The 14063-nt window shown below is 67.3% G+C and carries 14 protein-coding genes; 7 read left to right on the top strand and 7 right to left on the bottom strand.

Annotated features, from left to right (window positions below):
- Positions 1-81: 81 nt before the first annotated feature.
- Together ACIRCZ_RS19940 and ACIRCZ_RS19935 are read right to left on the bottom strand one after the other, a co-directional pair.
- Entirely contained in the window at positions 82-1035 is a 954-nt protein-coding gene (locus ACIRCZ_RS19940; protein WP_402856562.1) for an RNA polymerase subunit sigma-70, read from the bottom strand.
- 567 nt (positions 1036-1602) lie between these two features.
- Positions 1603-2025 carry a hypothetical protein gene (locus ACIRCZ_RS19935; protein ID WP_402856559.1) on the bottom strand — a complete coding sequence of 141 codons (423 nt, stop codon included), beginning with the start codon at positions 2023-2025 and terminating at the stop codon, positions 1603-1605.
- A 290-nt stretch (positions 2026-2315) separates the two neighbouring features.
- On the opposite strand from ACIRCZ_RS19935, the gene ACIRCZ_RS19930 reads away from it, so the two are divergent.
- Positions 2316-2804: a DUF3515 domain-containing protein gene (locus tag ACIRCZ_RS19930; protein ID WP_393195922.1), complete on the top strand. Its 489-nt coding sequence runs from the start codon at positions 2316-2318 to the stop codon at positions 2802-2804.
- Positions 2805-2819: 15 nt separating this feature from the next.
- Here the strand turns inward: ACIRCZ_RS19930 and ACIRCZ_RS19925 are convergent, their stop codons facing one another.
- From ACIRCZ_RS19925 to ACIRCZ_RS19905, 5 genes are all read right to left on the bottom strand, one after another.
- Entirely contained in the window at positions 2820-3638 is an 819-nt protein-coding gene (locus ACIRCZ_RS19925; RefSeq protein WP_402856556.1) for an IS5 family transposase, read from the bottom strand.
- 24 nt (positions 3639-3662) lie between these two features.
- Positions 3663-4223 (bottom strand): GNAT family N-acetyltransferase, encoded by a 561-nt coding sequence (locus tag ACIRCZ_RS19920; RefSeq protein ID WP_367518121.1) that lies wholly within the window; start codon positions 4221-4223, stop codon positions 3663-3665.
- A 180-nt stretch (positions 4224-4403) separates the two neighbouring features.
- The gene (locus ACIRCZ_RS19915) at positions 4404-4883 is read right to left on the bottom strand and encodes a hypothetical protein (RefSeq protein ID WP_402856554.1); all 480 of its coding nucleotides are present in this window, start codon (positions 4881-4883) and stop codon (positions 4404-4406) included.
- 117 nt (positions 4884-5000) lie between these two features.
- Positions 5001-5582 carry a hypothetical protein gene (locus tag ACIRCZ_RS19910; protein ID WP_402856551.1) on the bottom strand — a complete coding sequence of 194 codons (582 nt, stop codon included), beginning with the start codon at positions 5580-5582 and terminating at the stop codon, positions 5001-5003.
- A 234-nt stretch (positions 5583-5816) separates the two neighbouring features.
- Positions 5817-6761: a LysR family transcriptional regulator gene (locus tag ACIRCZ_RS19905; RefSeq protein ID WP_402856548.1), complete on the bottom strand. Its 945-nt coding sequence runs from the start codon at positions 6759-6761 to the stop codon at positions 5817-5819.
- 173 nt (positions 6762-6934) lie between these two features.
- On the opposite strand from ACIRCZ_RS19905, the gene ACIRCZ_RS19900 reads away from it, so the two are divergent.
- The 6 genes from ACIRCZ_RS19900 to ACIRCZ_RS19875 all read left to right on the top strand — a co-directional run bounded on the left by ACIRCZ_RS19900 (position 6935) and on the right by ACIRCZ_RS19875 (position 13533).
- Entirely contained in the window at positions 6935-7921 is a 987-nt protein-coding gene (locus tag ACIRCZ_RS19900) for an ArsR/SmtB family transcription factor (protein ID WP_402856545.1), read from the top strand.
- A 482-nt stretch (positions 7922-8403) separates the two neighbouring features.
- Entirely contained in the window at positions 8404-8907 is a 504-nt protein-coding gene (locus ACIRCZ_RS19895; protein ID WP_393195901.1) for a hypothetical protein, read from the top strand.
- 50 nt (positions 8908-8957) lie between these two features.
- The gene (locus ACIRCZ_RS19890; RefSeq protein WP_393195898.1) at positions 8958-9620 is read left to right on the top strand and encodes a Crp/Fnr family transcriptional regulator; all 663 of its coding nucleotides are present in this window, start codon (positions 8958-8960) and stop codon (positions 9618-9620) included.
- 104 nt (positions 9621-9724) lie between these two features.
- Complete coding sequence (locus ACIRCZ_RS19885; RefSeq protein ID WP_402856541.1) at positions 9725-10555, top strand: hypothetical protein; 831 nt, start codon at positions 9725-9727, stop codon at positions 10553-10555.
- 51 nt (positions 10556-10606) lie between these two features.
- A complete protein-coding gene (locus ACIRCZ_RS19880; RefSeq protein ID WP_393195892.1) occupies positions 10607-12835 on the top strand; it encodes a hypothetical protein in 2229 nt (742 codons plus the stop codon).
- Positions 12832-13533, top strand: coding sequence for a hypothetical protein (locus tag ACIRCZ_RS19875; RefSeq protein ID WP_402856538.1), 702 nt, complete (start codon positions 12832-12834; stop codon positions 13531-13533). Before ACIRCZ_RS19880 ends, ACIRCZ_RS19875 begins: the two co-directional genes overlap by 4 nt.
- Positions 13534-14063 lie beyond the last annotated feature (530 nt).

Below are 14063 nucleotides of genomic sequence, written 5' to 3'. Positions count from 1 at the left end.
GAGTCCCGGCTCATCGCGTATCCCGAACATTTTTCGGAGAGTGCGGGGCGCGCTCTCGCGGAAGCGGTCGCTCTGGTGTGGTCAGGCTTCGATGCGGGGGGCCAGACGGAAGGCTGCGAAGATCTCGGCGTCCTGGAAGACGGTGTTTCTGCTGATCCCGGAGGCGGTGACGGTGAACACCTGGAGTGTGTGGAGTTCGAAGGCGCCGCTGTCGCCGAGGCGGTAGGCGGCCATGCCGGGCTGGCCGTTCGCCGCGACGTGGGTCAGGTGCCAGTCGGCGCCTGCCTCGGCGAAGACCCAGTCCATGAACTGCCCGTACTTCTCGCGTCCGGTGAACCAGTTGAGCATCGGCGGCATCTCCATGATGACGTCGTCGCTCAGCAGTTTCTTGAGACCTTCGACGTCGGCGTCCTGGAACGCTTTCATGTAGCGGTCGACGAGGGCTTGTTGTTCTGCCCGGGAGGGTTCCGCGATCTGCTCCTCGAGGAGGCCCGCCTCGTTCAGGCGAGCGCGTGCGCGTTGCAGGGCGCTGTTGACGGAGGCGACCGACGTGTCGAGGGCGTCCGCTGCTTCGACGGCGGAGAACGCGAGGACGTCGCGCAGGATCAGCGCGGCGCGCTGGCGTGCTGAGAGGTGTTGCAGGGCGGCGACGAAGGCCAGCCGTACGCTGCTGGGGTCGATGGCCGCGCCGGTGGGGCTTCCCAGGTGCAGCAGTGAGTCGGGGATCGGCTGCAGCCAGGTGGCTTCGCCTCCGTGGACCAGCGGGTCCGTGGGCAGGCGTTCGGTCACTGTTCCGGCGGGCAGGGGGCGGCGGCGCCGGGTTTCCAGGGCTGTCAGGCATGCGTTGGTCGCGATCCGGTGGAGCCAGGTCCGCAAGGCGGCGCGGGACGGGTCGTAGGCGTCCCGGGCCCGCCAGGCTCGCAGATAGGTCTCCTGTACCAGGTCCTCGGCGTCGTGGACCGAGCCGAGGATGCGGTAGCAGTGAGCGAGCAGCTCCTGTCGGAACGGTTCGATCTGACGGTCGAAATCCACCACTGTGACGCTCCCCCGCGGCCAGTCCCTCGTCCGTGTGCCGGGACCCTACCGCAGGGCTCTCCGGGGGTTTTGGTGGCGTTTGCCGGCGGGGTCGAGGACGGGGTGTCCTGGTGTGTCGGAGGCGGGTGTCGGCCTGCTTTCGGGTCCTAGGACCTGTCCGGTCGATCTTGGTGGAGGAGAGATCGGTACTTGATCGACCCACGTGAGCGGGACGTGGTGCGTGCAGCTGCAAGGCGGAGGAGGGAGGCGACGCGGTGGGGCATCTCCAGGCCGAAGGCTGGGGGACGTCGTCGACCGACGACGACGCGGATGTGCGTGCCACGCCCTGCGTCTCCGCCACGATTGGACGAACAGGCCCTAGTTAACAAAGCATCGTGAGATATGGGCGCTCATCCAACGAAAGCGTGGGCTTTGTTGTTCCGGGCGCGGACTTCCATGCAGATCACGAATCATGGAGACGGTCATGATCTTAGAAGCCCGCGCCTGTCCGATTCTAGGCCCGCTGAATTGACCGTCAGGTCAGCTTGCGCCTGACGCTCTGCCGTTTTGCCGGACCCTCGGCCTGGGCTAGTCCCAGAACTCCACCTTCGTGACCTTCGGGTCGACGGTCACTGCGTACAGCTCGGCAAGTCCGTTGTCACCGTCGAGGTAGTCGTCCACATTCCATTCCTCGCAGCCTCCGGCGAGCTGGGTGCGCGTGGTGCCGACCTTGTCGTCGTCGTTGCCCTCGTCGTACTCGTAGAGGCCGTAGTACCACTTGACGGTTGAGTTGCTGGTCCAGCAGACCTTGACGTTACCGCCGTGTGAGTTGAACCGATCGCTGTAGTACTGCCCGTTGACCTCGTAGACGCCGGATGAGCCGAGGTAGTCCCACTCTCCCGCGCCCGCCGGGGCGGCGTTGGCTGCAGAGGCGGGGGTGACGATGGAAAGAACAAGAGCCGCAGTGGCTGCAGTTATGCCGCCCGTGCGTGCAATGCGTGTTGATCCCATGAACGTGATCTTAATATCCGAGCTGGAGCTTGCAACTCAATACATAGAGGACATTCGTGACGGTTCATCAAAGGGGTTACGGTGTCCGTCGAGGCCCCTTTATGGTCAAGCTTGCCCTTCTTGTTCCGTTTGGCAATCAGGTTGGGATATGATCGCTTTCCTGCCTGAATGACCTTGTGCGTGGGGCGACGGGTTGAACTGCGGGGGAAGAGTGATCGATCGAGGCTAGGTAGTGTGGATGCGACACTCTCCATAGCCCAATCGACAGAGCCGAGCGAATGCCCATCCGGATGAACAAACGACGCCTCGTCGTTGGCGGCGTTGTAAGCGTATTGCTGCTGACCGTATTCCTCATTCTCGCTTCCGTGACGGGGGGGTACTCGGTGGCGGCTGCCCCAGGCGGGGGGAGCCGAGAATGCGCTTCGGTGGTGGCAGAACTACCCGGGGAGGTCATGGGTAAGGGGAGGCAGCAAACGGAAGGTGCCGGCACGGCGGCCTGGGGCGATGGCAGGATCATTCTTCGGTGTGGTGTCACGCCTTTGAACCCGACGGTCAACTTGTGTATGACTGTTGACGGGGTCGACTGGGTTCTCGACGAGAAGAAGGCCAAGGGAAATGGCCCTCGCACGCTGACAACCTACGGGCGTCATCCTGCGATCGAGATCACCGTGAATGATTCTGCGCTATCGGCGGGAGACGTCCTTGCGGATCTCGATGGTGTAGTCAAGCGGACCCCTCAAGGTGAGCACAAATGCCTCTCTCTCGATGACGTCGACTAGGACTTGTCCGGCCGATCATGTGCGGAGCCAGATGGTGAGGGCTGCAGCGGTGGCGGTGCCGAGGTAGACATAACGGCGCTTGTCGTAGCGGGTGGCCACCGCCCGGTGCTGCTTCAACCGATTGATAGCCCGTTCGGCGGTGTTGCGCTTCTTGTACCGCTCCTCGTTGAAGCCGGGCGGCCGCCCGCCGCGTGAGCCTTTGCGGAGGCGAGCGGCCTTGCTGTCGGTCTTCTCCGGGATCGCGTGCCGGATGCCCCGGCGCCGTAGGTGCTCACGACAGGGCCCGTTGCTGTAGGCCTTGTCGGCCGCGACGCTGTCGGGTTTCTTGCGTGGCCTGCCGGGCCCGAACTTCGGGACGCGGATCTTCTCCAGTACCGGCTTGAACTGGGTGCAGTCCGCCCGCTGACCTGGTGTGGCGATCAGGGATAGCGGACGGCAGCGGCCGTCCGCGCTGAGGTGGAGCTTGGTGGTGAACCCGCCGCGCGAGCGGCCCAGGCACTCACCTCCAGCGCCACCTCCACCAGGCGGGCAACGAGGCTCTGCCACGGCGTCTCGTCCCGATGTTCTGAGCCTTCGGCCCCCTTTGAGGCGGGCGCCGGCGGCGGTCGGTGCGGGCGCCCGCCGCGTGCTGATGCACCCGACATCGAGTCGAAGCTGCTCTTCTAAGAATCGCAGTGTGACTTGCCAGTCCGTCGCGTCTCCTCCGAGGAACGACTCGACGGTCTCCTGAACAACATTCCAGAAGAAGACGTGGGGCAGGACACCGTCCTGATTGAAGACGTGCGCTTCGAACAGGTCCTTGAAGCCGGGCGCAACCTTGACCAAGTCCCGCATCGGCGGTGATCGGCCGGACAAGTCCTAGTGGCCGGCTGTCGGGTGCCACTCGCGGTGGAGGAGGCCGAAGACCCAGGAGTCGGAGACGTCGCCGTTGACGACGCAGTCCTCGCGGAGGGTGCCTTCGCGGACGAAGCCGAGCTTCTCCAGGACCCGGGCGGACGCCAGGTTGCGGGTGTCGGTCTCGGCCTGGACGCGGTTCAGGTCCAGGGCGTCGAACGCCCAGCGCAGGACGGCGTGTGCGGTCTCCGTGGCGTAGCCGTGGCCCCATGCGGCGGTGTCGAAGACGTAGCCCAGGGATGCGCTGCGGAAGTCCGGGTTGACGTTGGTCAGGCCGCACCAGCCGATGAATACGCCGTCGGAGAGGCGGTCGACGGCCAACCGCGCTCCCGTGCCTTCCTCCTCGATCGTCCGGCATGTTGCGATGAAGCGCTGGGCGCGGGCCGGTTCGGTCCACGGCGGGGAGTCCCAGTAGCGCAGCACGTGGGCGTTGCTGTGGAGCGCGTAGAGCGGCGCCGTGTCGGCGTCGGTGAACGGCCGCAGTCGCAGGCGGGCGGTGCGCAGTTCGGGGGTGGGCAGTGTCATGCGGGGCATCCTGCCGCGTCGCGTTCGCCCCCGGCCATCGGTTTGTCCGGGCGGCCGGGGGCGTGTACGTGTCCGGGGGGCGCCGGGCGCGTCGTATGGGTGGTGGGGCCGCGGAGCCAGAAGTCACCCGGTCTCCGTGACGGTTGCCTCCGGTGGGGGTGAGGTCGTGGCTTGTGTCGATCAGTCCCTGTGGGGCATGGGGAGATCGCGTTCCAGGACAGCGCGCACTTCGGCGATCTCGTGCTTCCATCGGTCACTCTTCAAGGTCTCGTCGTCCCAGATGGCTGCGGGAGCGCCACCCGGGATGCAGTAGCCGTAGATCTTGTCCGCGACTTCATCGGTGAAGAGGTTGTCGTAGTGGAAGGATCCCTCGAAGCCCAGCCACGCGATGCCCTCGGCTTCCGTTGAGGCCTTTTGCAGGCACTCTCGCAAGTAGGGGACGAAGTCGCGGTCGATGTCGTCGAACGCGAGGTCGTATGACTGGACAATTCCTCGTCGGCCTTCGGGATCCGGGCCGAGCGGATACCGTTCCACGTGGTCCGGACTCATCGCCGCAACCGTGAACGCGTTCTCTGGAAGCCACGATTCGGATACCCCGAGTGTGAACAAAATGATGACGGCCGGGCCGCTCCAACAGACGGCTTCTTCGATCTCGTTCACCAGAGATCCAGCTTCGCCAGATTTCCCGCACCGGGCATCATCGCGGTGATTGCCTTCCCTGCAACAGCTCGACACTTGGCCTTGGCCTCGGCCTCGTCGAAGCAGCTTCGGACGCCCTCAGGCCGCGAAGCCGACGGTGGTCACGTACTCGTACTGTCCCCATTGGGAGCCGAGGTCCACGATCTGGTCGATCCAGGCTTCGTCCAGGGCCTGGTCGTCGCCGTCGGCCCAGGCTCGGACGACGGCGTCCCAGTGACGGATGTTCAGGCTGCGGTATTCCACGATCCGTTGGCGCGGGCGGTCGACCTGGGACTGGTTCAGCGGGTGCAGTTCGACTCGTGTGCCGCGGCCCTCGCGGTTGAGGCGGCCCAGGAGATAGCGGGCGACGTTCTGCCGGCGCACCGTCCGGTAGGCGGTCTCGATGCGTTCCAGATTCTTCCTGGACGGGAGGCGCTTTCCGCCGAGCCATGCTTTGAGGGTGCGGTCGGTGACCGTGAGGCCTGCTGCGCGGGCGGCCGCGCGGGCGTGGTCGGTGCGGGTCAGGTAGTGCAGGCGGGCCAGCAGGCCCCGCCGTGCCGTGATCGGGGTGGCGATGTGGCCGGCGAGCTTGTCGAGTTGCCGGGCGACGGCTTCGAAGCTCTTGATGCCACGAGCACCGAATTGACCGAAATCGATGTTCCTTTCCGGCACCCTGCTCACTCCTGACTGATCGACGAACCTCCCCTATTCTAGCGGAGTTTGCCCGAGAGTAAGGCCCATTCGGACTGAATATCTGCGTCGATTTTGTCGGTTCATGTCTCGCGAGAGTTTATGCCCAACGAGTGAAGGACGAATTGGCGGTGCCGTGTGGTCACGGCCGCCGACAGCCTTCGCGAAGGTCCGGAGTGTGTGGTGGTCCGCCGAGGTGTGGGCGGGGGCGGTCTCCGCGGCCGGCTAGGCGCGCCGCTCCCCCGGTCCGGCGGGGTCGGGGTGGGCCGCGGTGCGCAGGGCGTGTACGGCGGGTGTGTCGCGGTTGGCCGGGAGCCATGCGAGGAGGGAGACGGAGTTGCCGAGCTCGGGGGAATCCACGTAGGTGAGTCCGGGGCGCGGGTAGAGGCGGCGGGCGGCCGCCGGTAAGAACGTGATGGCTCGTTTCTGGAGGACCGCGAGCACCATGGCTTCGGTGTCGCGGACCACGGGGCCGTAGCGCACGCTGGTCCCGTCGGGGCGTGGGTTGATGGTGAGGTGGTCCCACCACTGACGTGGTACTTCGGGGGGCATGTCCACCACGGCGCGGTCCGCGATCTGGGCGAGGGTGAGTGAGCTTTCGTGGGCCAGCGGGTCGTCCGCCGGGAGGCAGATCACGCGTGGTTCCGTGGCGAGTTCGATGCTCTGGAAGCTGGCGGGCAGGGGTGCGCGCAGGAAGGCGGCGTCGACGGTGCCGTCGGCGAGGGCGTCGAACTGCTCGACGAAGCTCAGGTTGAGGACTTCGACCTCGAGGTGGGGGTGGCGGTTGCGCAGGCGGTCGAGGACGGTTCTCGCGTGGGGCATGGCCGCTTCCGCGCCGAGGGAGCCGATGCGCAGTCTGCCGCGGACGGTGCCGGCGTGTGCGTCGCAGACCTGGAGCAGTGTCGCCATCGCGGCGAGTACTTCTGTGGCCTGTTCGGCCAGTGCCTGTCCTGCCGGGGTGAGGGTCAGGGTGCCGGTGCGGCGTTCCAGCAGGGAGAGGTCGAGGCGCTGTTCCAGGGCGCGCATCTGCTGGCTGAGGGCGGGCTGGGAGATGAACATGCGGGCGGCCGCCCGTCCGAAGTGGAGTTCTTCCGCCAGTACGAGGAACAGCCGTAACTGGTGCAGGCTCGGTTCTCGGGCGTCTCGGCGACGCGTGCCCCCGGCGACCATAGAGGGCAGGTTATCGAATCGCTGAGTGTTCCCTTCGGTTCTCGGCCGCCCCGATGTCCGGTGCTCGACCAGAATGGATCAAGGGGTCTGTTCTGCCGTGCGGTTGAGCGCGGTGGCCTCTGTCGTACGGCGAGCACCTCCCCTGCCGGTTGGGACGATCTGGGGAGGGCGTCATGCTCCGTCTGCATTTCACCGACGACGACCTGAGGAACGTGCGGGTGTCACGGGGCCCGGATCCCCTGTGGGAGATCGTGTGCAGCATCTGCCGATTACAGACGGGTGACGGGCGCGCGGAGTTCGGCGGGTGGCGGGAGGGGACGCGGGAGAGGATCCGCCGCGACGAGAGGCTGCGGGTGGCGTTGTCGCCGTTGCGCGGTCTGGTGCCCAGCCACGGTTACATTCCCGACCTCCTCACCCCCGACGCCTCCGGGGATCTGGCGGCGGGGCTGGACGCGGTCGGGGCGACGCCGGCGCGGGTGGTGGCGGAGCAGGTGGGGCGGCTGAACGCGGGGCAGGCCGGGCTGCGCGGGCGGGGCGGGAGTCCGCGGGCGGACTCCGTCGATCTGAAGAGAGTCGTGCGGGCGCTTGGTACGTACTTCGATGTTGTGCTGAGGCCTCATCTGCCGCGTATGCGGGGGCAGGTGGGGGTCGACGTCGATCTGCGTTCGGGGGCGCTGCTCGCGGGTGGGGTGCAGGGGCTTCTGGAGAGTCTGGCTCCGTATGCGCGGTGGCGGGATCCGGTTCTCGAGGTGGACTATCCGGTGAGCCGCGACGTGTTTCTGGGGGGCCGGGGGCTGCTGCTCGTTCCCTCGTTCTTCTGCTGGCGGCGTCCGACCGCGCTGGCCGATCCGGATCTGACGCCCACTCTGGTGTATCCGGTGGCCAAGCCGGCCTGGCATCTGGCGCGGGACGGCGGGAGGGGTGCCTCACGGCTGCTCGGGCGGACGCGTGCCGCAATCCTCCAGGTTCTCGCCGGCCGTGACAGGTGCGGGGGATGCACGTCGACGGACATCGCCCGTGTCGTGGGGATCGCGCAGTCGAGTCTCACGTATCAGATGAGTGCGTTGCGTGACGGGGGGCTGGTCAGTAGCCGCCGGTGCGGGAAGTACGTGGTCCACGCCGTCACGCCGCTCGGGCTGCGGGTCCTGGACGGGGTGTGAGGGGTCCGTTTGCGCCGGATCGAGTGCGGGCGCGGCGGCGGCTGAGCTCGCCTGCCGCCGCGTGGGCACTCCTACCTTGATGGCGTCCTGTCCCGGGCCGTGCGGGCCCTGCCTTCGCCGTCCCGGACGGTCAAGAACATGCTTCCCGGCCCGCGCCCGAACACGAGATCCGTCCGCAAATCCAGGTCACACCTGGCGAGAGCGCCGCCCGCCGGGGTGACCGCGAACACGTCGAAGCAGGCACCAGCTGTAGCCGTCCTCACACCGGGGCAAGCCGTCGTATTCGCCCCCTGGAAGGCGGTCCTCAACGGCAGTTGCATTGCCACCTCGTGCGCGGTGCAGGAGATGGCGAATTTCTTGCGGCGCATCGACGCAGCCGTGCAGTGACCGTGGTCGCACGGTCTTGGCCTCATTGTGGGCAGTCATTCCAGCTCAAGAAGAGCAAAGTCTCACGTGAAGCGGACCTCGCGGAAGGAGCTGCTGTGGATCAGGGCGACGCGGAGGGCTGCCACGTGCATGTGGCGGCGGTGAAGGAGCGAGACGGGCGAGCCTTTGCCGAGGTGCAGAGGGCAGATACGAAGGCGACGACGCTGTGCGGAGTGGCCGGTGGCCTGCTGGCCCTATCGGCGGCTGCGCTGTCGCAGCAGGCGGACGCGTCCGGAGTAACGGCAGGAGTACTGTTTGCCGCTTGTCTTCTACTGGTTACTGCTGTGGGTGTTGCACTGCTGGCGTTGCGTCCGGTTCTACCGGGGGGCGGTCTCTGTACTCAGCTGGCCGGAAGCCTGAGCGTGCAGTGCAACTGTGACCGGAGTCCGGGTAGTTCGCCGACGGTGGACGCCCGCTGGGACGGAGGGGAGCTGCGGCTGCGGGCGTTGTCCCATCTGGCTGACCGGAAACTCCGCTTGGTCCGTCTGGCTGGTGATCTCGTTCTGGCGTCTTTACCGGTGGCCGGAATAGGCCTGTTGAGTGGTTACGCCTTCAATTGAGAGGATTTCAACGTATGTGACGATCCACCGCAGGGCGTCGAGGAGGACGGGTGTATCAGCCGCCGCGTGTCGAGGTGATCGGCGAGTCGCTGTGGGGGCGCCTGCGGGCGCTGACACCGAGGCGCGTGCGCCCGGCGCGGAGTGTGCTGCTGCGTCAGGGAGATCCTGCGACGCATGTGATCCTGCTCGACTCCGGTTCGGCTCTGATCACGCTGTCCGGGGCCTGTGGGGGACGGACGCTTCTGGCGGTGCGGGGCGCCGGTGAGCTGCTGGGCGAGCTGGCTGTTCTTGACGACCGGCCGCGGACCGCAACGGTTATCGCCGCCGAAGACTGCCACGTCCACGTCGTGCCGGCTCCGGAGTTCCTCACGTTCGTGAACACGCATGGCCTGCTGGCCCCGTTGCTGCGCCATGCCATTACGCGGGTGCGGGAATCGGACGCGGTCCGGGTCGAACTTGCCACCGCATCCGTGGCCGTGCGGCTGGCGTCGGCTCTCTCCCGCTTGGTCGAGGCGTCCTCTGCCCGTTCCGGACATCATCCTATTCCGCTGACCCAGGCTGAGCTGTCCCAGCTGATCGGCGCATCCCGCAACGCTGTCGGGATGGCCCTGCGGCCGTGGCGGGAACTGGGCTGGGTGCGCACCACGAACGGCGGCGGACTGCTCATCTGCAACATCCATGCCATCCGGTCACAGGCACATATGCAGACGTGATGCTCGGCACGCCGGGCGTGCCCACTGGTGGGCACCGGCGGCGACGGCAGCCCATCAGCATGAGGCACTCACCTGACCGCCTGCGCTGAAAGGCCGGTGTCCGCATGGCATCGTCGCCACACCCCGAAGAGGCAGAGGTTCCTGCCGAATTCGCACTGCTGTCCTTCGACATGGAGAAATACAGCAAGATCCCGGAAGCCAGAATGGAAAGCGCGCGTTCCGATGTGGACGACATCCTGGCCAACGTGCTCGCCGACTGCGGGCTCCCCGGCCCCAAGGAACTCCCCCACGGCTACAAGGACGGCGGCGACGGGGCGATCCTGCTGTTTCCCCCCGCCGTCCTCGCGAGGATCATCGACCCGCTGCTCGGCCGCCTCGGCCAGGCCCTGGTCCGCTACGACCAGCAACGGCTGGCCAGCAGTCCCCTCGTGCGGCTGCGGGTCAGCGTGCACGCCGGGCCTGTCACGGGCCCCGAGCTCCGGGGCGGCAACGCCCTCGTCGAAGTGAGCCGGCTCCTCGACAGCCAGGCCCTGCGCCAGGCGCTGAAGGCTGCAGGCGAGAATGACTTGTTCCTCGCCGCCGCTCTGTCTGAGACCGCCTATCAGCGGTGCGTCCACGGCGGCTACACCCCGCAGCTGACACCCCTGCACTTCCTGCAGACCACCGCTCAGGTCAGTAACAAGCCGGACTACCAGGCACTGTGCCGTCTCCATGTTCCCGGCATGCCCGGTGCTGCCCTCGCGCCGTACCTCAGCGACGAGCCGGATCCCGGTGCGCCCCCGGCCGGTCCGTCTCCCCAGCCCGGGCCTTGCGGACCTTCTCCGGCACCCGCGCCCACCGCCCCGGGCGGCGGCATCCAGTTCCACGCGCCCCTGTACGGGGCCACCGTGGGCGAGCACATCGGACAAGTCCACAACTCGTACCCCCGCCACTGACCGGGCTCCTTCGCTGGCCTGTATTCCTCGTCCGATTCCTGGAGTGCCTTCATGTCCGACACCCCGTTCGATCCCGACCGCCCGCACCAGCCGACTGGCGAGCCTGGTGGAACCACTCCTGCTCCCCACGGCTGGAAGTCGCCCTGGCGTCGCGCCCAGGACGCCCGCGAAGACAACGGCCACATCAGCACACCCCCCGAACCACCAGATGCTCCTCCTGCAGACCGGGAGGACAAACCCGCCGTCTACGCGGTGGACGGCGCGATCCACGTGAACCGTCACGTCGATGTCGTCGCCCAGCACATCGACGAGTTGATCCTGGAAACGCGCAGGGCGGACGTGCTGGAAGGTGATGTCCAGGACCGCGGGAACCTGCTGCAGCAGCCGTTCGTCCGCAACGACCACTGGAACGAGGTATGGGGCCAGGCTCTGCACCCCGGCGCAGGCGCTATTCGTCAGCCCGTCCTCATCGTGGTGGCACCCCGCTCGTTCGGCTCCACCACTTTCGCGCTGCGGCTGCTGACGGAGCACACCGAAAGCCACACCACAGTGGTGAAACTGGATGCGGACTGGAGCCGCCCCGCCAAGGGGCGTCTGCCGCTGGAGAGGGACCACGCCTACCAGCTCGACCTGAAGCACCCGGTGAACGACGTCTTGCCGGCCGACTTCCTCAATGCGCTGTCCAAGCACGCTGAGAACCTCCGCAGCGCCCGTTCGCATCTGATCCTGACCGTGGCAGAGGACCTGTGGACCGATCACCACCTGGGAGACCGCAGCGGCATCTACATTCTGCGCCTGCGCCAGGCCCCCGACGCTCAATCCCTGATCGAGGCACACCTCGACACACACGGCTACAGCCGCCTGGTCACCGTGCTGCGTTCATCGGACGCAGCCCAGGCCAGCGTGCGCGGGCTGAGCGCCGTAGGCGCAGCACGCGCCGCGCACACAGTCGTGGAGGCCTGGCAGGAGCACCGTCACAACGAGGAGCAGCCTGGGCATGCGGTCACAGCGCAAGGCACCGAGCCGCTCACGCTGGCCCAGCGCATGGAAGCCGCGCTGACGGACTGGCGGGTAGAACTGGACGCCCGGTTCGGTGAGTCCACCGCACGGCACAGCAGCGAGAACCCCTCCCTCACCCTGGAAGACCGCTGCCTCCTGCTGGCCCTGGCCGTGTGGCAGTCCGCTCCGATGCCTCAGGTGACCCGCAGCGCGAGCAGACTGCAGGAGAGCATCGAAAGCTCCCCCGATCGCATCGAAGCCTTGTCCCCGGCACGCGGCGCCTTCTCCAGCCGGGGACTACGGCGTCGCATCATGGATGTCGGGGCTGACGTCGACACCCAGGACACCGTCGTCTTCGACCGGCCCGCCTACAGCCGTGCCGTACTCGAGTACGTCTGGGACAACTACGACGTCATGCGCGACCCCCTGATCGTCTGGCTGGTCGGCACAGCTGCCGACGCCTCGCCGGAGGACAGAGCGGTGCAGGTACTGACCGAACTGACCGTGCGGCACGGCACCGTGGAGTACCTCGACCGTCTCGGCAAAATCACCAGCGGGGTCCGCCCGGACGTGCTGGGCACCGTCATGGACAACGCGGTCCGCGATGAACACGTCGGCCGTCTCGCCTGGAGCATGCTGTACCGGTGGGCTGGCCGGTCCGAGTACGCATCTGTGGTGATTGAGGTCTGCCGGCGCATTCTCCAGGAGCCCGATGTCACGGCCTCAGCGGGCAAGATGGCGATGGTGCGGCTGCGGCGCGTCGCACAGTCCAACGGCGATCGGGACATCCGCAGGAGTGTCCTGACCGTCTTCGAAGAGCTGGCCGGCCGGCCTGAAGTGAGGCAACGACTGGTTGCCGAGGTCAGGAGCTGGCAGCAGGACAAGGGGTCCGCCCGCAGTGGTGGCCTCGCGTTCATGGCGCTGACGGGTCTCACCGAAGACGGCATGCCATGGCTGATGACCCCCTTCGCGTCGGACCTCGATGCTGTTCGCGCTGTGCAGGACCTGCTCAAGGACCCCGCGACGACAACCGAGATCATTCCCCGCCTGACCGCATGGATCCGCGGCTGCGCCGACGACTCAGAGCTCTACCCACAGCTGCGGGACCAACTGCTGCAGGCCCTGCGGGGGCACAACATGTTCCAGGCCGGCGCCTCGCTCATGCAGGAACTGCGAGGAGTATCCACATCCGAGGGCGCAAGCGTCGCGGACGACTTCTACCACCATCTCGTCGATGTCCGGCTCCGCCCCGTCTTCCCGCCGCCGGGAGACGCCGCATGAGATGGCCATGGCAGCACTCCCTGCGCACCACCGCCTGCAGCCGGCCCCGCCTGCTGCCCACCGCCACCGACGGCATCAGCTTCGAAGCCGTCTACACCATCATCTGGCGCCCACGGCGGCGCAGCCATCCCAGCGCCGAAGATGCCGTCCGCACCCACGTCCACACCACAGCGCTCAACGCGGCAGCCCATCTGCCGGCCACCGACCTCCCCGCGGCCCAGGACGCCGTCAACGCCGCCCTGCCTCACCGGTGTCACAGCCCGCACTACTGGCTGCTCTCCGCCCGGGCAGCCCTGCACCTGCCCGCTACCGCCCAAGACTTCCTGCACCAACAGCAGGCCGACGACCACCGCATCCGCCGGCTGCGCTTCCTCAAAGAACGCTTGTACGACCACCCCGGTCTCGTCGTCCTGGACCGGCTCGAGCACCACTCCCCCGGAGCCCTCGACGACGACCACGTCGCCGAACTCCAGCGCCTGGCCCGCCTGATCACCTCCTGCGACCGGTGGTGGTCCCCCCTGATGCAGCAATGGGAGCAGCTCGGCCACGGCTTCTCCGACACGGAAAAGCAGCAGCAGGCCATGCTCGCCCTGCTCGACTCCCTCAAGACCCTCAACGGCGGCAGCCTGCCCGCCGGCCCAACCGGACCAGAACCCGATGCCTTCACCGCGGAGCAGCGGAAGGCCGCCCACCCATGAAACCTGCCCTCTGGCGGGCCGTACTCGACCCCCTCACCAGCGTCCGCGCTCTCTTAGTCCAACGCCGCAGCACCACCCCCCTGTCCTACGACGTCGCCTGGCGCCGCGCCCGCATGGACCGTCACCCCGACGAAATGCCCTACCGGCTCCACGGCCACCAGATGGAACCCGCCCTCGACACCACAGACCACCGTCCTGCCAAACCCCCGGCCACAGAAGCAACGTGACAACCACAGCGGCAGCGCATCACGCCGGGAGCAAGGACGCTGCAGGCCGGGAACGGTGTACCAGCAGAGGGACTGCGCCGTTGATCAAGCCGGTACACGCAGAGCTGACTCCGCGGACGCGCAACGAACCGGAGGGGCCGTAGCCGCCATCGCGGCCGCGGCCCCTCACCGGCGCAGCAGCCCGCTCTGTTCGCATCGCTCACGCCGGTCACGGCGCGGCCGGCAAGGCGGACGGCGACGGCTTGGGGCTGGCGTGAATTCCAGACCGCCCTGGACGGGACCGCACGAAGTTCGTGCCCGCCG

Origin of the sequence: Leifsonia sp. NPDC102414 (assembly GCF_044765685.1) — a bacterium.
In the GTDB taxonomy this organism is placed as follows: Bacteria; Actinomycetota; Actinomycetes; order Actinomycetales; family Microbacteriaceae; genus Leifsonia.
Note: the sequence above shows the minus strand (reverse complement) of the source record. Positions and strands in the feature narration are given on the sequence as shown.